15 protein-coding genes are annotated in these 19,776 nt (G+C 68.2%); 6 read left to right on the top strand and 9 right to left on the bottom strand.

From position 1 onward, the window contains the following. Window positions 1-154 precede the first annotated feature (154 nt). The 4 genes from C7389_RS09105 to C7389_RS09120 all read left to right on the top strand — a co-directional run bounded on the left by C7389_RS09105 (window position 155) and on the right by C7389_RS09120 (window position 4,856). Window positions 155-1,249 carry an AraC family transcriptional regulator gene (locus C7389_RS09105; protein ID WP_425455567.1) on the top strand — a complete coding sequence of 365 codons (1,095 nt, stop codon included), beginning with the start codon at window positions 155-157 and terminating at the stop codon, window positions 1,247-1,249. Between the two features lie 135 nt (window positions 1,250-1,384). Continuing rightward, complete coding sequence (locus C7389_RS09110; RefSeq protein WP_133590543.1) at window positions 1,385-3,499, top strand: PAS-domain containing protein; 2,115 nt, start codon at window positions 1,385-1,387, stop codon at window positions 3,497-3,499. Next, on the top strand, window positions 3,496-4,248 hold the full coding sequence (locus tag C7389_RS09115; RefSeq protein ID WP_133590545.1) for a response regulator transcription factor: 753 nt from the start codon (window positions 3,496-3,498) through the stop codon (window positions 4,246-4,248). Before C7389_RS09110 ends, C7389_RS09115 begins: the two co-directional genes overlap by 4 nt. 131 nt (window positions 4,249-4,379) lie before the next feature. Next, window positions 4,380-4,856, top strand: a complete 477-nt coding sequence (locus C7389_RS09120; protein WP_133590547.1) for a VOC family protein — start codon at window positions 4,380-4,382, stop codon at window positions 4,854-4,856. A 102-nt stretch (window positions 4,857-4,958) separates the two neighbouring features. Here C7389_RS09120 and ypfJ read toward each other — a convergent pair whose 3' ends face one another. From ypfJ to scpA, 7 genes are all read right to left on the bottom strand, one after another. After that, window positions 4,959-5,810 (bottom strand): KPN_02809 family neutral zinc metallopeptidase, encoded by an 852-nt coding sequence (ypfJ, locus tag C7389_RS09125; protein ID WP_133590549.1) that lies wholly within the window; start codon window positions 5,808-5,810, stop codon window positions 4,959-4,961. A gap of 174 nt (window positions 5,811-5,984) precedes the next feature. Next, complete coding sequence (locus C7389_RS09130; RefSeq protein ID WP_211168245.1) at window positions 5,985-7,376, bottom strand: KamA family radical SAM protein; 1,392 nt, start codon at window positions 7,374-7,376, stop codon at window positions 5,985-5,987. 422 nt (window positions 7,377-7,798) lie between these two features. Continuing rightward, window positions 7,799-9,787, bottom strand: coding sequence for an acetyl-CoA carboxylase biotin carboxylase subunit (accC, locus tag C7389_RS09135; RefSeq protein WP_133590551.1), 1,989 nt, complete (start codon window positions 9,785-9,787; stop codon window positions 7,799-7,801). Then, the gene (locus C7389_RS25685; RefSeq protein WP_281275370.1) at window positions 9,780-9,905 is read right to left on the bottom strand and encodes a hypothetical protein; all 126 of its coding nucleotides are present in this window, start codon (window positions 9,903-9,905) and stop codon (window positions 9,780-9,782) included. Before C7389_RS25685 ends, accC begins: the two co-directional genes overlap by 8 nt. Window positions 9,906-9,925: 20 nt before the next feature. Continuing rightward, entirely contained in the window at window positions 9,926-11,461 is a 1,536-nt protein-coding gene (locus C7389_RS09140; protein WP_133590553.1) for an acyl-CoA carboxylase subunit beta, read from the bottom strand. Between the two features lie 121 nt (window positions 11,462-11,582). Next, complete coding sequence (meaB, locus tag C7389_RS09145; RefSeq protein ID WP_133590555.1) at window positions 11,583-12,593, bottom strand: methylmalonyl Co-A mutase-associated GTPase MeaB; 1,011 nt, start codon at window positions 12,591-12,593, stop codon at window positions 11,583-11,585. A 46-nt stretch (window positions 12,594-12,639) separates the two neighbouring features. Further along, on the bottom strand, window positions 12,640-14,805 hold the full coding sequence (gene scpA / locus C7389_RS09150) for a methylmalonyl-CoA mutase (RefSeq protein ID WP_133590557.1): 2,166 nt from the start codon (window positions 14,803-14,805) through the stop codon (window positions 12,640-12,642). Between the two features lie 404 nt (window positions 14,806-15,209). Between scpA and C7389_RS09155 the strand changes: the two genes are divergently transcribed. Next, complete coding sequence (locus C7389_RS09155; RefSeq protein WP_133590559.1) at window positions 15,210-15,881, top strand: GntR family transcriptional regulator; 672 nt, start codon at window positions 15,210-15,212, stop codon at window positions 15,879-15,881. A gap of 32 nt (window positions 15,882-15,913) precedes the next feature. Here C7389_RS09155 and paeA read toward each other — a convergent pair whose 3' ends face one another. Next, window positions 15,914-17,227, bottom strand: a complete 1,314-nt coding sequence (gene paeA / locus C7389_RS09160; RefSeq protein WP_425455568.1) for a polyamine export protein PaeA — start codon at window positions 17,225-17,227, stop codon at window positions 15,914-15,916. 81 nt (window positions 17,228-17,308) lie between these two features. Beyond that, complete coding sequence (gene fumC / locus C7389_RS09165; protein ID WP_133590563.1) at window positions 17,309-18,718, bottom strand: class II fumarate hydratase; 1,410 nt, start codon at window positions 18,716-18,718, stop codon at window positions 17,309-17,311. 252 nt (window positions 18,719-18,970) lie between these two features. Here fumC and C7389_RS09170 point away from each other — a divergent pair, with 252 nt between their 5' ends. Then, complete coding sequence (locus C7389_RS09170; protein ID WP_133590565.1) at window positions 18,971-19,753, top strand: enoyl-CoA hydratase/isomerase family protein; 783 nt, start codon at window positions 18,971-18,973, stop codon at window positions 19,751-19,753. Window positions 19,754-19,776: the final 23 nt, after the last annotated feature.

Consider the following 19,776-nt stretch of genomic DNA (forward strand, 5'->3'; position numbering starts at 1 on the left):
TTCCCCGATATCCAGGCGGCCTTCCTTTCCCTTTATTGCAGCCACTTCTCCCGGAAGCGGATAGCCTCTCCAGCTGGAATTGCACAAACCGCCAGTTGTTCCCTCCCGCGCCCCAGGCGCACAATCGCCCCACCCTCGGCCCGCCTTCCCCGCCATGCCGCACACCCGAACGAGTGCTGATCACCCCCGCAGCGCCACGCCGCCGGCACGGCCGCGGGCCACGGTCGCCGCCGGCTTCGTCACAGGCATGCTGGCCGGCATGCGCCAGCGCGGGCTGGACCCTGCACCGCTGCTGGCCGCCGCCGGCATCACCCTGGCCGGCGCGGAGGACCGGGTGGCGCTGGACCGCTACGCCGCGCTCTACAACCTCATCGTCGCCGAGCTGGGCGATGAGGGCTTCGGCCTGTTCTCCCGCCCGCTCGCGCCCGGCTGTTTCGAGTTCCTGTGCCGCGGCATGCTGGGCGCCGCCACCTTGGGCGAAGCGCTGGAACGCGCCGCCCGCTTCCTGCGGCTGGTGCTGCCCGATCTGGCGTTGAGCCTGCATCGGCATGCAGAGCACGCCGAGTTGCGCATCGCCGAAACCCGTGCGCTGACCGACCATCCCGACGCGCCCGCGCGGGTGTTCGCCTTCGAATGGCTGCTGCGCCTGGTACATGGCGTGGCCAGCTGGTTCGCCGGCCGCGGCCTGGCGCTGGACGCGGTGCGCTTCCCCTACGCCCGGCCGGCGCATGCGGACGACTACGCCCTGGTCTATACCGAACACTCCAGCTTCGGCGGCGAAGTGCTGTCCGCCCGCTTCAAGCGCAATCTGCTCGACCTGCCGCTGCGCCGCGACGAGGCCGCGCTGGCCGCCTTCCTCGACGGTGCGCCCGGCCGCATCACCATGCTCTACCGCCGCGACCGCGAGATGGTGCTGCGGGTGCGCGACCTGCTGCGTGCCGCCCTGCCGGACAACCCGACACTGGAAGACGTCGCCCGCAGCCTGCACCTGTCGCCGCGCAGCCTGCATCGCCGGCTGGAGGAGGAAGGCTCCGGCTTCCGCACCATCAAGGACGCGCTGCGCCGCGACCTCGCCCTCGCCCGCCTGGCCAAGAGCCGCCAGCCCATCGCCGACCTCGCCGCCGATCTCGGCTACGCGGACCCCTCCGCCTTCTACCGCGCGGTGGTCGGCTGGACCGGCCTGTCGCCGGAACGCTTCCGCCGCCAGCTGGCGCAGGCGGAGCCAGCGCAGACGGCGCCGCCGGGCTGAGTCGTCGGCCTGGGCCATCGTCGGCCTGGGCCATCGTCGGCCCTGGCATCACCCGCCCCGCGGGTTCCCGCCCGCGGGCGAATGTGCAACCATGGCCGCATAAAACAAGATCCAGTGGATGGAGACCCGCCACTCATGGCGACTAGCACTGACACCCCCGAGCAGCGCCGCCAGTACGATCTGCTGCTGGCCGGCCTGGACCTGCTGGACCAGGGCCTGGCGGTATTCGACTCCGGCCCGCGGCTGGTAGCCTGGAACAAGGCTTTCCTCGCCCTGCTGGAACTGCCGGAATCCCTGGCCGAGGTCGGCACCCCCTTCGAGGCCTTCATCCGCTACAACGCCGAGCGCGGCGAATACGGACCGGGCGACATCGACGCCCTGGTCGCCCAGCGCGTTGCCGCCGCCCGCGCCTTCCAGCCGCATTACACCGAGCGTGCGCGCCCCAACGGCAAGATCCTGTCGATACGCGGCGTGCCGATTCCCAACCTCGGCTTCGTCTCGCTGTGGACCGACATCACCGAGCAGCGCCGCTACGAGGCGCTGATCCAGCAACAGAATGCCTCGCTGGAAGCCCGGGTGCGCGCCCGCACCGCCGAACTGGAGCAGGCCAACAGCCAGCTGGCGGAAGCCAATGCCCAGCTCGCCGAGGCCAATGCCCAACTGGCACAGGCCAAGGCCGAGGTGGAGCAGATCGCCGGCGCCCTGCGCCGCAGCGAGACACGGCTGCAGCTCATCGTGGACTCCATCCCGGCGCTGATCGCCTACGTCGATCGCGAGGACATCTACCAGTTCGCCAACCGCGGTTATGCCGAATGGTTCGGCTGCGGCAAGGACGAGATCGTCGGCCGCAGCATCCGCGAGATCTTCGGCGAGGACGCCTATGCCCAGATCCATCCCCACCTCGAACGGGCGCACGGCGGCGAGCGCGTGTCCTACGAATACAGCCGCAAGAGCGCCGGCGGCCACACGGTGCACGCCCGCAGCGTGCTGGTGCCCGAGGCCGGCGCCGATGGCGAGGTGGCCGGCCTCTTCGTCATGTCCACCGACATCACCGAGCAGAAGGCCAACCAGGCGGCGCTGATCCAGGCGCAGAAGATGGAAGCGGTCGGCCAGCTCACCGGCGGCCTGGCGCACGACTTCAACAACCTGCTCACCATCATCATCGGCAACCTCTCCGCCATTCAGGCCGAGGCCAGCGCCCGGCCGGAATACCTGGAGCCGGCGATGCAGGCCGCCCGCCGCGGCGCCGAACTGATCAAGCGCCTGCTCAGCTTCTCCCGCCGGCAGACGCTGGAGCCCACCGCGGTGGAAGTCGGCGTGCTGGTGCACAACATGTCCCACCTGCTGGTGCGCTCGCTGGCGGAGACCATCAAGGTAAGGCTGCGGCTGCCGGGCGAGCCGCTGCATGCGCTGGTCGATCCGCACCAGTTGGAGAACGCCATCCTCAACCTGGCGCTCAACGCCCGCGACGCCATGCCCGAGGGCGGCGAGCTGACCATCGCCGTCTCCAGCCGGAAGCTGGACGAGGGCATCGCCCACCTGGTCGAGGTGGCGCCCGGCGACTACGTGCAGATCGACATCTCCGACACCGGCTGCGGCATAGACCCGGCGCTGCTGCCGCGGGTGTTCGAGCCCTTCTTCACCACCAAGCCCTTCGGCGGCGGCAGCGGCCTGGGGCTGGCGATGGTGTACGGCTTCCTGCGCCAGTCCGGCGGCAACATCCGCATCCTCAGCACGCCCGGGCGCGGCACCAATGTGCGCTTCGTGCTGCCGATGGCACCGCCGCCGGCGCCCGCGCCCTCTCCGTCGTCCGCCCCCGGGCAGCCGGCAAAGCTGCCCGGCCCGGTACTGCTGGTGGAGGACGAGCCGGAGGTGCGCAAGGTCATCCGCCTGCAGTTGCTCGGCCTCGGCCATGCGGTGCTGGAAGCCGGCAACGGCATCGAGGCGCTGGCCCTGCTGGAAGCGGTGCCGGACATCGCGGTACTGATCAGCGACACGGTGATGCCCGGCGGCATCGGCGGCCCGGAGCTGGCTGGCCGCGCCCGCGCGCTGCGACCGGAGCTGCCCATCCTGCTGATAACCGGCTATGCCAGCGGCAACGCGGTGAGCCGTGCCGGCGTCGAGCTGCCGGTGCTGCGCAAGCCCTTCGATCCCGCCGCGCTCGCCGAAGCCCTGGCGGAGGCCATCACCGCCGCGGGGAGCACCCAAGGAAGCGCCATTCTCTCCCTGGAGGAAAACGGTCCATCATGAACACCACCCGCCCCGAAACATCCGCGGCCACCTCCCCGTCCAGCACACCGCCGACGCTGTTCGTGCTGGAGGACGAACCCGAGATCGCCCGCCTGATCTGTGCCGCACTGGCCGAATACGGCTTCCGCGCCGAGCACCTCTCCACCGGCCGCCAGCTGCTGTCCCGCGCCCGCCAGTCGGCGCCCGACCTGTGCATCGTGGACCTCGGCCTGCCCGACATGGACGGCATGCAGGTGGTGCGCGAACTGCAGGAGAACAGCCCCTGCGCGGTGCTCATCCTCACCGGCCGCAACGACGTCACCGACCGGGTGCTGGGCCTGGAACTGGGCGCGGATGACTACCTGGTGAAGCCCTTCGAGCCGCGCGAGCTGGTCGCCCGGGTGCGCTCCATCCTGCGCCGCTACCAGCGCGCCGCGCCGCCGGAAGCCAGCGCCGAACGCACCCTCGCCCGCTTCTCCGGCTGGGCCTTCGACAACGGCCGCCATGTGCTGGTGGCCGCCGACGGCCGCGAGATCGGCCTCTCCGCCGCCGAAGCCGGCCTGCTGGCGCTGATGCTGCGGCGGCCGAACAAGATCCTGTCGCGCGAGCAGCTGCTGGGCGAGCGCGAGGTCGATCCCTTCGACCGCAGCATAGACGTGCGCATCTCCCGCCTGCGCCGCAAGCTGGACGACGACCCGCAGAACCCGAAGCTGATCCGCACGGTGTACGGGGCGGGCTATCTACTGTCGGCACAGGTGAGCTGGGAGTGAATGCGGCTCAGGCGGCCCCCAGGCCCGGCAGCAGGACGCTGCCGCGTTCCGGCGGATCGAGCGGGCTCTTGCACGGCTATCACCCCAGCCCTCTATAATTATGAATTCTTAATCCAGTTCCGGAGTATCCCATGTCCCAGCGCCCGTTCAAGATCCTCGGCATCCAGCAGGTCGCCATCGGCGGTACCAGCAAGGAGAAGCTGCGCAGCCTGTGGGTGGACATGCTGGGGCTGGAAGTTCAGGGCAGCTTTTCCTCCGAGCGGGAAAACGTGGACGAGGACATCTGCGCCATGGGCAAGGGGCCGTTCAAGGTCGAGGTGGACCTGATGCAGCCGCTGGACCCGGAGAAGAAGCCGGCGGTACATGCGACCCCGCTCAACCATGTCGGCCTGTGGGTGGACGACCTGCCGCGCTGCGTGGAATGGCTGACGGCCCAGGGCGTGCGCTTCGCTCCCGGCGGCATCCGCCGCGGTGCCGCCGGCTACGACATCACCTTCCTGCATCCCAAGGGCAACGAGGAGTTCCCCATCGGCGGCGAAGGCGTACTGGTGGAACTGGTGCAGGCCCCGCCTGAGGTGATCCAGGCCTACGCCACGCTGGCGGGCTGAAATCCGACGACTGGCAGCTCCGCGGGACAGCGGACGCAGCCTCCCGCGCAAGACTTCAGCGCGGCCGGGTCGCCCTTCAGCGGCCGCTTTCCTCAAGCCCTTTCAGTTCACCGCCGCGCCGGCGGCGAAAGTGTCGCAGGCGCGCAGGCTGCCCTGTTCCAGGCCGGTGCGGAACCAGCGCACCCGCTGGGCGGAGCTGCCGTGGGTGAAGCTGTCCGGCACGACATAGCCGCGGCCCTGCTGTTGCAGGCGGTCGTCGCCGATGGCGGCGGCTGCGCTCAGCGCTTCCTCCACGTCGCCGCTCTCCAGGATCTGGCGGGCGCGGTCGGCGTGGTAGGCCCAGACGCCTGCCAGGCAGTCGGCCTGCAGTTCCAGCCGCACCGACAGCCGATTGCCCTCACGCTCGTTCAGGCGCTGGCGCGCTTCCTGCACCTTGGCCGAGATGCCGAGCAGGTTCTGCACATGGTGGCCAACCTCGTGGGCGATCACGTAGGCCTGGGCGAAGTCGCCGGGCGCGCGGTAGCGCCGCTTCAGCTCTTCGTAGAAGGAAAGGTCGATGTAGAGCTTTTGATCCATCGGGCAGTAGAAAGGCCCCATCGCCGCCTGGCCAACGCCACAGGCGCTGCGGGTGGAGCCGGAGAACAACACCAGCACCGGCGCTTCGTAGCGGCGGCCGTTGGCGGCGAACAGGGGGCCCCAGGTGTCCTCGGTATCCGCCAGCACCATGGAGACGAAGCGGCCGGCCTCGTCGGTGGGCGCCTCGCCGGAGGCCGGCGCGGAGACGTTGCTGCCCTGCCCGGCCAGGCCGGCGATCTGCATCACCACCGCCGGATCGACGCCGAAGTAGAGCGCCGCCAGTGCCAGGATGAGGCCGCCCAGCCCGAGCCGGCCGGCGCCGCCTCCGCCCGAGCCGCGCCTGTCTTCGACGTTGTCGCTTTCCCTGCCCAGCCGCATGGTGGCCTCCGCTCTCGTCCGGTCCCGCCGGCTGGCTGCCGGCCGCCCTGCATTATGTGGCGGGGGCGCGGCGTGGTATAGACAGACAAAGCCCGCCTTGCGGCGGGCTTTGTCGTAGGGCATGGAGATGGCCGGAGGGCCGGCCGGAAAGCCGCCCGGCCGGGTGGCGCCGGCTCAGGCAGCGACGGCCAGCCTGTCCTCGCGCAGCGCCTCGTACTCCTCCTCCCAGAACCACTTCTCCTCGCCGAAGGCTGGCCGCAGGTGGTTCAGCCAGGTGGCTTCCGGGTCATAGCGGGCGAAGAAGGGGCGCTGCACCCAGTCCGGGTTGCGACCCTGGATGAAGCGCAGCACGAAAACCTTCTCGCCGCCGATCTCGGTGACGCCCTGGATCTCGACCTTGCCCGGGCTGGCGGACATGCTGGGGCCGCGTGCGGTGCGGGCGAGGCCGGAGACCTGCTGCATCGCCTCGCGGTAGATCTCCCAGGCGCGCGCCAGCGGCACTTCGAAGTAGTGGCGGGCGCCGGTGTCGCGCTCGACGAACATGTAGTAGGGCACGATGCCCAAGCGCACCTGGGTCTGCCACAGCCGCGCCCACACTGCCGGGTTGTCATTGATATGGGCGATCAGCGGCCCCTGGCCGCGGATCACCGCGCCGGTGTCGCGGATGCGGCGGATGGCGGCCCGTGCGGCCGGCGTCTCCAGCTCGCGCCAATGGTTGTAGTGCGCCATCAGCGCGACATGCTTGCCGGCCTTGACCATACGTTCCAGCAGGCGGACCAGTTCGTCCGCATCGTCGGCGCCGAGGAAACGGTGCGGCCAGAAGCTGAGCGCCTTGGTGCCGATGCGTATGGTCTGGATGTGTCCGAACTCCGGGGTCAGCAAGGGCTCCAGATAGCCGGCGAGGTGCTTGGTCTTCATCACCATCGGGTCGCCGCCGGTGAACAGCAGGTCGGTGACCGCCGGCTGCTTGCGCAAGTAGGCGTGCAGCCGCTGCGCCTCGGAGGCGGCGATGCGCAGCGCCTTGTCGCCGACGAACTGGGCCCAGCGGAAGCAGAAGGTGCAGTAGCTGTGGCAGGTCTGGCCCTGGCTGGGGAAGAACAGCACGGTTTCGCGGTACTTGTGCTGCATGCCGTCCAGCCGCTCGCCGACTTCGTCGCGCGGCATGTTCATCTCCATCTGGTCGGCCGGGTGCGGGTTGAGCTCCAGACGGATCTCCTGCACCGCCGCGTCGATCTCGGCCTTGTCGGCATCGCGCCGGTAAAGCTCGGCGATCCACTCGTAATGGCCTTCGGTGAGCATGCCGCGCTGAGGGAAGGTGAGCTGGAAGATGGGGTCGGCGGGGGTGTCATTCCAGTCGATCAGTTCGTCGATCACGTACTGGTTCACCCGGAAGGGCAGCACGGTGGACACCACCTTCATCTCGAAGCGGGCTTCTTCGGACATCGCCGCCAGTGGAGCGATGCGCTCCAGGTCGCGCTGGGTGTAGACCTTGAAAGGCTGGGGGGCGATCACATCGCCACGGGCGACTGGCCACTGGCGTGCCGCAGTCTGCAGCTGAGCTGTCATGGAACCTCCTCGTTGAGCCGGGCACCCCTCACCGGCGCGACGGGAAGGACGCGGCCGGAAGCGGTTCGGGGAACGGGTTTGACCGGCAGCGGCGCGGGGAAAGGAGGCCGGGCAGAGCCGGGCGGGCGCGCACGCTGGCGGTGAAGCGGGACCGCCACGCAAGAGGCGGGCGGCGGCAAGCCGGCGAATTATATTCGCACAATTATCTTTGCGCAAATAATCTATGCCGAAATGGATTTCACCCCGGTATCGGCTGGCGCACCGTGGCAGACGCCGCCCGGCAGCCGGCCGATGGATGAAACAGCCCGGCCACCGGCTGGCCGCCCGTGCGCCCCCCCACCGCAAAAAAAAGCCCGCACGACGCGGGCTTTTCAGGTGGCGTCCCCTGTTCAGGGGCGCCATCGGCTTGGCAACAGGCGGCCTTACTCGAACTCGATGATGACCTCGTCCACCGCCAGGCTGGCGCCAGGGCTGGCTACCACCTTGCGCACCTTGCCGTCCTGCTCGGCCTTGAGCACATTCTCCATCTTCATCGCCTCGATCACCGCCAGTTTCTCGCCGGCCTTGACCTCCTGGCCCTCGCTCACCGCGACCTCGCGCAGCAGGCCGGGCATGGGCGACAGCAGGAACTTGGAGAGGTCGGGCGGCAGCTTCACCGGCATCAACGCCTGCAGCGCGGCGGCGGACACGCTCATCACCATGCAGACGGCTTGGCTGCCGGCGTGGGACAGGCGGTACTTGAGGCCGGCGCGCTCCACCTGCATGGTGAAGGGCTTGCCGTTCAGGCTGCCGGCGAACAGCAGCTCGCCGAACTTCCACCTGGTGCGCAACGCGTAAGTCTCGCCGCGGTGGCTCACCGCGTAGCCTTCGGCCGCCGGCACCACCGTCACCGGGCAGCGCTCCTCGCCGCGGATGACGATGTAGTCGTCCTTCACCACCCGCTCGTGGCCGGGCATCTGGCCGCTGATCTGCGCCGCCCGGTCCTGGTAGGCGCGGTGCATGGCTGCGGCCACGGCGACGAACAGCGCCGGATCGTCGTGCGGCACCATGGAGGCGTCGAAGCCCTTCGGGTACTCCTCGGCGATGAAGCCGGTGTTGAAGTTGCCGGAGACGAAGCGCGGATGCTGCATCAGCGCCGCCTGGAAGGGGATGTTGGAGCTGATGCCGCGGATCAGGAAGGCGTCCAGCGCCTCGCGCATTCGGGCAATGGCCTGGTCGCGGTCCGCGCCGTGAGTGATCAGCTTGGCGATCATCGAGTCGTAGAACATCGAGATCTCGCCACCGTCATAGACGCCGGTATCCACCCGCACCGCGCCCTCGACCTCGGCCGGCGGCTGGAAGCGCACCAGCCGGCCGGTTGAGGGCAGGAAGCCGCGGAAGGGATCTTCGGCGTTGATGCGGCATTCCATCGCCCAGCCTTTCAGCGGAATCTGTTCTTGAGTGAAGGACAGCTTCTCGCCGGCGGCGACGCGGATCATCTGCTCCACCAGGTCCAGCCCGGTGATGAACTCGGTGACCGGGTGCTCCACCTGCAACCGGGTGTTCATCTCCAGGAAGTAGAAGGACTTGTCCTTGCCGACGACGAACTCCACCGTGCCGGCGGACTGGTATTCCACCGCCTTCGCCAGCGCCACCGCCTGCTCGCCCATGGCCTTGCGGGTGGCGGGATCGAGGAAGGGGCTGGGCGCCTCTTCGATCACCTTCTGGTGACGGCGCTGGATGGAGCATTCGCGCTCGTGCAGGTAGAGGGTGTTGCCGTGGGCGTCGGCCAGCACCTGGATCTCGATGTGGCGCGGCTCCTCGACGAACTTCTCGATGAACACCCGATCGTCGCCGAAGCTGTTGCGCGCTTCGTTCTGGCAGGAGGCGAAGCCCTCGAAGGCTTCCTGGTCGTTGAACGCGACTCGCAGGCCCTTGCCGCCACCGCCGGCGGAGGCCTTGATCATCACCGGGTAGCCGATGCCCTTGGCGATCTCCACCGCCTGCTCCGGCCCGGCGATGGCATCGTTGTAGCCGGGAATGGTGCTGACGCCGGCGGCCTTGGCCAGCTTCTTGGATTCGATCTTGTCGCCCATCTTGGCGACCGAGTAGTGCTTCGGACCGATGAAGACGATGCCTTCCTCTTCCAGCCGGCGGGAGAAGGCCTCATTCTCCGACAGGAAGCCGTAGCCCGGATGCACCGCCTCGGCGCCGGTCTGCTTGCAGGCGGCGATGATCTTGTCCATCACCAGGTAGGACTCCTTGGATGCCGCCGGCCCGATGCAGACCGCCTCGTCGGCGAGGTCCACATGCAGGGCGTCCTTGTCCGCCTCGGAATACACCGCCACCGTCTTGATGCCCATCTTGCGGGCAGTCTTGATCACGCGGCAGGCGATTTCACCGCGATTCGCGATCAGGATCTTCTTAAACATGCGTGGTCTCCGCGGTGAAATCGCCACGGCATGCCTTGCATGCCAGCCGATGTGACTGCGTCGCTGCGCCGCTGCGCGGCTGGTCACCGCGATTCGCGATCAGGTTCTTCTTGAACATGCTTTTTCTTCCCCCAAGGCTCAGAGCGGAATGTTGCCGTGCTTGCGCCACGGGTTTTCCAGCTGCTTGTCGCGCAGCATCGCCAGCGAGCGGCAGATACGCTTGCGGGTGGCATGCGGCATGATGACGTCGTCGATGAAGCCGCGGTGGGCGGCGACGAAGGGGTTGGCGAACTTCTCCTTGTACTCCGCCTCGCGCTTCGCGATCTTCTCCGGGTCGTTCTTCTCTTCGCGGAAGATGATCTCCACCGCGCCCTTGGGGCCCATCACCGCGATCTCGGCGGTCGGCCAGGCGAGGTTCACATCGCCGCGCAGGTGCTTGGAACTCATCACATCGTAGGCGCCGCCGTAGGCCTTGCGGGTAATCACGGTGATCTTGGGCACAGTGCATTCGGCATAGGCGTAGAGCAGCTTGGCGCCGTGCTTGATGATGCCGCCGTATTCCTGGGCGGTGCCGGGCATGAAGCCGGGCACATCCACGAAAGTCACCACCGGGATGTTGAAGGCATCGCAGAAGCGCACGAAGCGCGCCGCCTTGATCGAGCTCTTGATGTCCAGGCAACCAGCCAGCACCAGCGGCTGGTTGGCGACGATGCCCACCGTCTGCCCTTCCATGCGACCGAAGCCGATGACGATGTTCTTGGCGTAATCCGGCTGCAGCTCGAAGAAGTCGCCCTCGTCCACCACCTTGGTGATCAGCTCCTTCATGTCATAGGGCTGGTTGGGGTTGGACGGCACCAGGGTGTCCAGCGACTCGTCCATGCGGTCGGCCAGGTCGGTGGTGGGCCGCACCGGCGCCTTCTCGCGGTTGGACAGCGGCAGGAAGTCGATGAAGCGGCGCAGCATGCCCAGCGCCTCGACGTCGTTCTCGAAGGCGAGGTCGGCGACACCGGACTTGCTGGTATGGGTCACCGCGCCGCCCAGTTCCTCGGCGGTCACTTCCTCATGCGTCACCGTCTTCACCACTTCCGGGCCGGTGACGAACATGTAGGAGGAATCCTTGACCATGAAGATGAAGTCGGTCATCGACGGCGAATACACCGCGCCGCCAGCGCAGGGGCCCATGATCATGGAGATCTGCGGGATCACGCCGGAGGCCATGACGTTGCGCTGGAACACGTCGGCATAGCCGCCGAGGGAATCCACCCCTTCCTGGATGCGCGCGCCACCGGAGTCGTTGAGGCCGATCACCGGCGCGCCCACCTTGAGCGCGTGGTCCATGACCTTGCAGATCTTCTGCGCATGCGTCTCGGACAGCGAGCCGCCGAACACGGTGAAATCCTGGCTGAAGACGAACACCAGCCGGCCATTGACAGTTCCGTAGCCGGTGACCACGCCGTCGCCCGGAATCTTCTCGGCATCCGCCATGCCGAAATCGGTGCAGCGGTGCTCCTTGAACATGTCCCACTCTTCGAAGCTGCCCTCGTCCAGCAGCAGCTCGATGCGCTCGCGTGCGCTCAACTTGCCCTTGGCATGCTGGGCGTCGATGCGCCGCTGGCCGCCGCCGAGACGGGCGGCGGCGCGGCTCTCGTCCAGCCGGCGGATGATTTCGTGCATAGAAGGTCTCCTGTCGATTCCGTTGCCGGCACGACTCCGCACCGGGTGACGCTGTTTCCGTGTTACCGATTACCGAATGGGTGGCTGCGCCGGCGGCTGCGTGACCATGCCCTTCCCCGCCTCAACCAAGGTAGCCGAGCAGGGTCAGCGCGGCAGCAGCCGGCGTGGTCTCTCCCGCCTGCACCGCCGCCGCCAGCCGCGGCAGCGCCTCGCGCACCTGGCCGTCGCCGCGGAAGCGGCTGCGCAGGCCGGCGTCTATCAATTCCCACATCCAGGCCAGGGCCTGGTTGCGGCGGCGGCTGTCGAACTCGCCGCTGCGCCGCATGATGTCGCAATACTCGCCCACCGTGCGCCAAAAAGCTTCCACGCCTTCCTTCTGCAACGCCGACAGCGTCAGCACCGGCGGGCTCCAGTTCGGGCTGGCCGGCCGCAGCAGGTGCAGCGCGGTCTGCAGCTGGGCCTTGGCGCGGGTGGCGGCGGCGGCATCGATGTCCGCCTTGTTCACCACGATGAGATCCGCCAGCTCGACGATGCCCTTCTTCATCGCCTGCAGATCGTCGCCGGCGTTGGGCAGCTGCAGCAGGCAGAACATGTCGGTCATGCCGGCCACCGCGGTCTCCGACTGGCCGACGCCCACCGTCTCGACGATGATCACGTCGAAGCCGGCCGCCTCGCACACCAACATGGTCTCCCGCGTCTTCTCCGCCACGCCGCCGAGCGAGCCGGCCGAAGGGCTGGGGCGGATGAAGGCGGCGGTCTCGCGCGACAGCAGCTCCATGCGCGTCTTGTCGCCGAGGATGGAGCCGCCGGTGAGCGTGGAGGACGGATCGACCGCCAGCACCGCGATGCGATGCCCCTGGCCGATCAGGTACAGCCCCAGCGCCTCGATGAAGGTGGACTTGCCCACGCCCGGCACGCCGGAAATGCCGATGCGCACCGCGCCGCCGCTGGCCGGCAGCAAGGCCTCCAGCACCGCGCGGGCACGCAGCTTGTGATCCTCGCGCTGGGATTCGACCAGGGTGATGGTCTTCGCCAGCGGCCGCAGCTGGCGGGCGAGCACGCCCGCCACCAGCGTGCGGTCGGCGGCATCCAGCGTGATGCCCTGGCCGGGTGGTCTTTCGGCGGAATTCATACCGGGATGCGGCAACTCCGGACGGCCTTGAACCCGAGGCCCGTGCTCAGGCCGCAATCCGCGCGGCGCGGATCTGCTTCAACACTTCGCGCGCCGCCACCGGGATCGGCGTGCCGGGGCCGAAGATGCCCTTGGCGCCTGCGGCGTAGAGGGCGTCGTAGTCCTGCGCCGGGATGACGCCGCCGACGAAGGTGATGATGTCGTCCGCGCCCAGCTTCTTCAGCTCGGCGATGATCTGCGGCACCAGGGTCTTGTGGCCGGCGGCGAGGCTGGAGCAGCCGACCGCGTGCACATCGTTCTCCACCGCATGGCGGGCGGCCTCTTCCGGGGTCTGGAAGAGCGGGCCGATGTCGATGTCGAAGCCGAGGTCGGCGAAGGCCGAGGCCACCACCTTGGCGCCGCGGTCGTGGCCGTCCTGGCCCAACTTGGCGATCATGATGCGCGGCCGGCGACCTTCGTCGGCGACGAAAGCCTCGATCTCGCCCTTCAGCGCCTTCCAGTCTTCCTGCTCTTCCACGACGGCTCCATAGACGCCGGACACGGCCTGGGGGTTGGCGCGGTAGCGGCCGAAGATCTTCTCCAGCGCGTCCGACACCTCGCCCACGGTAGCACGCAAGCGGATGGCCTTCACGCTGAGGTCGAGCAAGTTGCCGTCGCCGGTTTCGGCGCAGCGCGTCAGCGCATCCAGCGCGGCCTGCACCGCGGCGCCATCGCGGCTTTCGCGGATCTTGTTCAGGCGCGCGATCTGCGCCTCGCGCACCGCGTGGTTGTCGATGTCCAGGATCTCGATCGGGTCTTCCTTGGCGAGCTTGTACTTGTTCACGCCGACGATGACGTCCTTGCCCGAATCGATGCGCGCCTGCTTCTCGGCGGCGCACTCCTCCACCTTCATCTTGGCCCAGCCGGACTCGACCGCCTTGGTCATGCCGCCCATGGCCTCGATCTCCTCGATCAGCGCCCAGGCCTTGTCCGCCATGTCTTGGGTGAGCTTCTCCATCATGTAGGAGCCGGCCCAGGGGTCGACGACGTTACAGATGTGGGTCTCTTCCTGGATGATGATCTGGGTATTGCGCGCGATGCGGGCGGAGAACTCGGTGGGCAGCGCGATGGCTTCGTCCAGCGCGTTGGTGTGCAGCGACTGGGTGCCACCGAACACCGCCGCCATCGCCTCGATGGTGGTGCGCACCACGTTGTTGTACGGGTCCTGCTCGGTGAGCGACCAACCGGAGGTCTGCGAGTGGGTGCGCAGCATCATGGACTTCGGGCTCTTGGGCTCGAACTGCTTCATGATGCGCCACCACAGCAGGCGCGCCGCCCGCATCTTGGCGATCTCGAGGTAGAAGTTCATGCCCACCGCCCAGAAGAAGGACAGGCGGCCGGCGAAGGTATCCACGTCCATGCCGCTGGCGATGCCTGTGCGCACGTACTCCAGGCCGTCCGCCAGGGTGAAGGCCAGCTCGATCGCCTGGTTCGCCCCCGCCTCCTGGATGTGATAGCCGGAGATGGAGATGGAGTTGAACTTCGGCATGTGCTGCGCGGTGTAGCCGAAGATGTCGGCGATGATCTTCATCGACGGCGTGGGCGGATAGATGTAGGTGTTTCGGACCATGAACTCCTTGAGGATGTCGTTCTGTATGGTCCCCGACAGCTTCTCCTGGGCCACGCCCTGCTCTTCGGCGGCGACGATGTAGCCTGCCAGGATGGGCAGCACCGCGCCGTTCATGGTCATGGACACCGAGATCTTGTCCAGCGGAATACCGTCGAACAGGATCTTCATGTCCTCCACCGAGTCGATCGCCACCCCGGCCTTGCCGACGTCGCCGGTGACGCGCGGATGGTCGGAGTCGTAGCCGCGGTGGGTGGCGAGGTCGAAAGCCACCGACACACCCTGGCCGCCGGCGGCCAGCGCCTTGCGGTAGAAGGCATTGGAGGCCTCGGCGGTGGAGAAGCCGGCGTACTGGCGGATGGTCCAGGGCTTCACCGCGTACATGGTGGGCTGGGGCCCGCGCAGGAAGGGCTCGAAGCCCGGCAGGGTGTCGGCGTGTGGCAGGCCGGCGGTGTCGGCGGCGGTGTAGAGCGGCTTCACCGTCAGCCCTTCCGGCGTCACCCAGTTCAGCTTCTGCAGATCCCCGTTCGGCGCCTGCTTGGCGGCCGCCTTGTTCCAGGCCTCGAGGTCAGGCTGCGGATAGAGGGGCGGGTTGGCGTTCGACATGGCAAAGCTCTCCGGTACTAGGGCCGCTCCTGGACGACCCAGCAGATTCGCATGGAACGCGGACATCCTCCGCGCTCGCTTGGCACCGCATACGTAGGCATCCGCTCCGCCAGGCCAGGCACCAGGCCGGCCACTGCGAAGCAGGATGCGACGACGAGGCCGTCCGCGGATATTCCCGCAGACGGCCGCCGACGCTCCCGTGCGGCGCAGTCCCTCTCATGTACCCCTGGCATTGACTGCCGCGAGGCCTCCCATGCTACGCCGCACAACGGAAACCACCTTGACTTCGGTTGGCGGCAGATAATACTGTATCCATAATTATGAATGCAACGCCAGGGTGAGATCGGGCACGGAAGCGGTTATCCTTGCGCGTCCCGTTTCGCCAGCCCTGCCGTTTCCACGCCATGACCGCGTCCCGCATCGCTCCGCTCGCGCTGTACCAGGAAGTCGCTGAACGACTGCGCCAGCGCATCTTCTCCCACGAACTGCCGCCCGGCACCTGGGTAGACGAACAAGCGCTGGCGGAGCAGTACGGCATCTCCCGCACGCCCCTGCGCGAGGCGCTGAAGGTGCTGGCCTCCGAGGGGCTGGTGACGCTGAAGCCGCGCCGGGGCTGTTATGTGACCGAGATCTCGGAACGCGACCTGGATGAGGTCTTTACCATCATGGCGCTGCTGGAAGGCGAATGCGCCCGCAGTTCCGCCGCCCGCGCCAGCGCCGCGGAACTCGAGGAACTCCAGGACATACACCGGGACCTGGAACGCGCCGCGGAGGCCGAGGACATCGACCGCTTCTTCGAGGCCAACCAGGCCTTCCACCACCGCGTCCAGTCGCTGGCGGACAACCGCTGGCTGCTGCAGGTGATCGAGGATCTGCGCAAGGTCATCAAGCTGTCGCGCCACCACTCGCTGTTCTCGGAAGGCCGGCTGGAGCAGTCCCTGGCCGAGCACCGTGGCATCCTGGACGCCCTGCTCGCCCGCGATGCGGAAGCAGCCGAGGCGCGCATGCGCGAGCACATCAGCAGCGGCCGCGCGGCGCTGGCCCGCATCGCCGAGGCGCGTAACCGCGCCGCCTGAAACCCTGCCGCTGAACGCCTGGCGGAAACGCCTCAGCCCGCCGTGACAGGCGCGGCCGCGCCCTCTTCACGCGTCACCAGCACCTGGTCGATGCGGTAGTTGTCGATGTCCACCACCTCGAACTTGTAGCCGTGGTAGCGCACGAAGTCGGTGCGCTTGGGCACCTTGCGCAGCATGTACATCAGGAAGCCGGCGATGGTCTCGTAGTTCTGGAAGCCCTCGAAGACCTCGATGTGCAGCGCCTGCATCACGTCCTCGATGGGCGTCACCCCGTCGATCAGCCAGGAATGGTCGTCGCGCTGCACGATCAGCTCTTCCTGGAAGGGGCTCACCAGGTCACCCATCACCGTGTTCATCACGTCCTGCAGCGTCAGCAGGCCGACCACCAGCGCATATTCATTGACCACCAGGCCGAAGCCTTCCTTGTCGTCGCGGAAGCGCTCCAGCGCCTCGAACAGCGTCAGCGTGTCCGGCAGCATCAGCACCTTGCGCACGATGGGCTGGGTGCGCAGCGACAGGTCCTGCCCGGTGACGATGCGCGGCAGGATGTCCTTCACGTCCACATAGCCGATCACGCTGTCTATGGTGCTCTCGCACACCGGGAACTTACCGTGCGGGTGCTCGGCGATCTTGCGCCGTATGCTCTCCTCCGACTCGCCCAAAGTGAGATAGACGATGCTCTCGCGCGCGGTCATCGCCGACGGCACGATGCGCGAATCCAGCTCGAACACGTTGGTGATCAGGTGCTGCTCCTGCTTCAGCAGCACGCCGGCCTGGGCGCCGGCATCCGCCATGGCGACGATGTCGTCGGCGGTGATGTCGTCCGGCCGCGCGTTGGGAACGCCGAGCAGGCGGAACAGCCAGTTGGCGAGGCCGTTGAACACCCACACCAGCGGCGCGAACAGCCACATGCACAGCTGCATCGGCCGCACGATGGCCACCGCCACCCGCTCCGGCCGCACCATGGACAGGCGCTTGGGCATCAGGTCGGCGAAGAGCACGAACAGCGAGGTGACGAAGATGAAGGAGATGATGAAGCTGGCGGTGCCCAGCGCCGGGCCGTCATACACCGACACCAGCGCCGCCTCGACGTAGGGCGACAGCGCCTGGTCGCCCACGATGCCGCCGAGGATGGCCACCGCGTTGAGGCCGATCTGCACCACGGTGAAGAAGTTGCCTGGGCTGTCCTGCAGTTGCAGGACCCGAGCGGCGCCGGCGTGGCCGCCGTCGGCCATCAGCCGCAGCTTGATCTTGCGCGACGCGGCCAGTGAGATTTCCGACAGCGAGAAGAAGGCGCTGACGGCGATGAGAAGCAGGATGAGCAGCAGATTGTTGAACAAAGACACGGGAAGGACTCCTTGCGGGACCACCCTTTCCGGCATCCGGCCGGAGCGGCGGTACCCGCCTGGAGTCTATCACCGCGCCCTTCAGCCCGTCTGCGCCGACGCGCCCGTCATGTCCGCCGGCACCACCCAGCGGGCGTACTGCTCTTCGTTCACATAACCGCTGGCGAGCGCCGCCTCGCGCAGGCTGAGGCCCTCGTGGTGCGCCCTCTTGGCAATCTCGGCGGCGCGGTCGTAGCCGATGTGGCGGTTGAGCGCGGTGACCAGCATCAGGTTGGCCTCCAGATGCGCCTGGATGCGCGCGTAGTCCGGCTCTATGCCGACAGCGCAATGCTCGCGGAAGGCAGCGCAGGCGTCGGCCAGCAGGGCGATGCTCTCCAGCACGTTGTGCGCCATTACCGGCTTGTAGACGTTGAGCTGGAAGTTGCCCTGGGTGCCGGCGAAGGCCACCGTGGCGTCGTTGCCGAACACCTGGGCGCAGACCATGGTGAGCGCCTCGCACTGGGTGGGGTTGACCTTGCCCGGCATGATCGACGAGCCCGGCTCATTCTCCGGGATGCGCAGTTCGCCGATGCCGCAGCGCGGCCCGCTGGCGAGCCAGCGCACGTCATTGGCCATCTTCATCAGCCCGCCGGCCAGGGTGCGCAGCGCCGCCGACGTCTGCACCAGGGCGTCATGGGCGGACAGGGCAAAGAACTTGTCCGGCGCGCTGCGGAAGGGCTGGCCGGTGAGGCGGGCGAGGATGGCGGCGGCGCTGTCGCCGAAGCGCGGATGGGCGTTCAGCCCGGTGCCGACGGCGGTGCCGCCGATGGCGAGGTCGTGCAGCCCCGGCAGCGCCGCATGCACCGCGGCAAGGCCGAAGTCGATCTGCGCCACCCAGGCGCCTATCTCCTGGCCCAAGGTTACCGGCGTGGCGTCCTGCAAATGGGTGCGGCCGGTCTTGACCACGTCGCGAAAGGCGGCGGCGCGTTCGGCCAGGGTGTCGCGCAGCGCGGTCACCTCGGGGAAGAGGCGCTCGTGCAGCTCGCCCACCACCGCCAGATGCATCGCGGTCGGAAAGGTGTCGTTGGACGACTGCCCGCGATTGACGTGGTCGTTAGGATGCACCGGCGACTTGCTGCCCAGCTCGCCGCCAGCCAGTTCGATGGCGCGGTTGGCGATCACCTCGTTGGCGTTCATGTTGGACTGGGTGCCGGAGCCGGTCTGGAACACCACCAGCGGGAAGTGATCGTCCAGCGCGCCGGCGATGACCTCGTCCGCCGCGCGCACGATCTGCGCGGCGATGGGCTCCGGCAACTCGCCCAACTCGGCGTTGGCCTGGGCGGCGGCCTTCTTCAGCAGGCCGAAGGCGCGGATCATCGGCCGCTGCCAGCGGAAACGGCTGACGCCTATCGGGAAGTTGTGCACCGAGCGCTGCGTCTGCGCGCCCCAGTAGCGGTCGGCGGCGACTTCCACCGGCCCCATGGAATCGGTTTCGATACGGCTGCTGGCCATGCTGTTTCCTCTCTGTTCGGGATGCAGGTTCCGGATTGGACGGCGGCGCAGCGCCGGGATTCCCGCCGCTTGCATCGACATGCGCCCCGCCGCCGGAGCCCACAGCCGCCCCCTCGCGGCCGACGCGGGCCGGCCACCGCCTCATCGCGCGGGATGGCGAGTCGGCTATCATACCCGGCCCATACGAAGGCGTACGGCGCCCGCCACGGCGCTCCTGCGCCGCCCCACCCACATCCCTGCGCGGACCTGAAGATGAGCGGAAGCATCCTGACCGAAACCGTGGACGGCATCGCCACCGTCACCCTGTCCAACCCGGCCAAGCTCAATGCGGTGGACCTGGCCATGTGGCACGGCCTGCGCGCCAGCATGCAGACGCTGTCGGCCGAGCCGGGGCTGCGCTGCGTGATCCTGCGCGGCGCTGGCAACCAGGCTTTCGCCGCCGGCGGCGACATCGAGGAATTTCTCCGCGTGCGCGCCACGGTGGATGACGCCCTGCGCTACCACGAGGATGGCGTCGCCGCCGCACTGGCCGCGGTGCGCGACTGCCCGGTGCCGACGGTGGCGGCGATCAGCGGCGCCTGCATCGGCGGCGGGCTGGAGATCGCCGGCTGCTGCGACCTGCGCATCGCTGGCGAGTCCGCCCGCTTCGGCGCACCGATCAACAAACTGGGCTTCTCGATGTACCCGGGTGAGATGGCCGGCCTGCTGGCGCTGGCCGGCCCGGCGGTGGTGCTGGAGATCCTGTTGGAGGGCCGCATCCTGAGCGCGGCGGAGGCGCTGCAGAAAGGGCTGCTCACCCGCGTCGTCGGCGACGAGGCGGTATTCGGCGAAGCCCAGGCCAGCGCCCGCCGCATCGCCGCCGGCGCGCCCGGCGTTGCCCGCGCCCACAAGGCCTGGGCGCGCCGGCTGCAGTCGGCCGCCCCACTGAGCGGGGCGGAAAAGCGCGCCGCCTTCGATTTCCTGGACACCGAGGATTACCGCGAAGGCCTGGCCGCCTTCCTGGAGAAGCGCAAGCCCGTGTTCAGCGGCCGCTGAGCGGCGCCCGGTCAGCCAGAAGG

Source organism: Azoarcus indigens, from assembly GCF_004361735.1.
Taxonomy (GTDB): Bacteria; Pseudomonadota; Gammaproteobacteria; order Burkholderiales; family Rhodocyclaceae; genus Azoarcus; species Azoarcus indigens.

What these genes read in the sequence shown, in the direction of transcription:
- fumC (WP_133590563.1), bottom strand. Translation starts at nt 18,718, where the DNA reads ATGGCCAGCAGCCGTATCGAAACCGATTCCATGGGGCCGGTGGAAGTC.
- C7389_RS09130 (WP_211168245.1), bottom strand. Translation starts at nt 7,376, where the DNA reads ATGACAGCTCAGCTGCAGACTGCGGCACGCCAGTGGCCAGTCGCCCGT.
- meaB (WP_133590555.1), bottom strand. Translation starts at nt 12,593, where the DNA reads ATGAATTCCGCCGAAAGACCACCCGGCCAGGGCATCACGCTGGATGCC.
- C7389_RS09110 (WP_133590543.1), top strand. Translation starts at nt 1,385, where the DNA reads ATGGCGACTAGCACTGACACCCCCGAGCAGCGCCGCCAGTACGATCTG.
- C7389_RS25685 (WP_281275370.1), bottom strand. Translation starts at nt 9,905, where the DNA reads ATGTTCAAGAAGAACCTGATCGCGAATCGCGGTGACCAGCCGCGCAGC.
- C7389_RS09140 (WP_133590553.1), bottom strand. Translation starts at nt 11,461, where the DNA reads ATGCACGAAATCATCCGCCGGCTGGACGAGAGCCGCGCCGCCGCCCGT.
- C7389_RS09115 (WP_133590545.1), top strand. Translation starts at nt 3,496, where the DNA reads ATGAACACCACCCGCCCCGAAACATCCGCGGCCACCTCCCCGTCCAGC.
- C7389_RS09155 (WP_133590559.1), top strand. Translation starts at nt 15,210, where the DNA reads ATGACCGCGTCCCGCATCGCTCCGCTCGCGCTGTACCAGGAAGTCGCT.
- scpA (WP_133590557.1), bottom strand. Translation starts at nt 14,805, where the DNA reads ATGTCGAACGCCAACCCGCCCCTCTATCCGCAGCCTGACCTCGAGGCC.
- C7389_RS09170 (WP_133590565.1), top strand. Translation starts at nt 18,971, where the DNA reads ATGAGCGGAAGCATCCTGACCGAAACCGTGGACGGCATCGCCACCGTC.
- C7389_RS09105 (WP_425455567.1), top strand. Translation starts at nt 155, where the DNA reads ATGCCGCACACCCGAACGAGTGCTGATCACCCCCGCAGCGCCACGCCG.
- accC (WP_133590551.1), bottom strand. Translation starts at nt 9,787, where the DNA reads ATGTTTAAGAAGATCCTGATCGCGAATCGCGGTGAAATCGCCTGCCGC.
- C7389_RS09120 (WP_133590547.1), top strand. Translation starts at nt 4,380, where the DNA reads ATGTCCCAGCGCCCGTTCAAGATCCTCGGCATCCAGCAGGTCGCCATC.
- ypfJ (WP_133590549.1), bottom strand. Translation starts at nt 5,810, where the DNA reads ATGCGGCTGGGCAGGGAAAGCGACAACGTCGAAGACAGGCGCGGCTCG.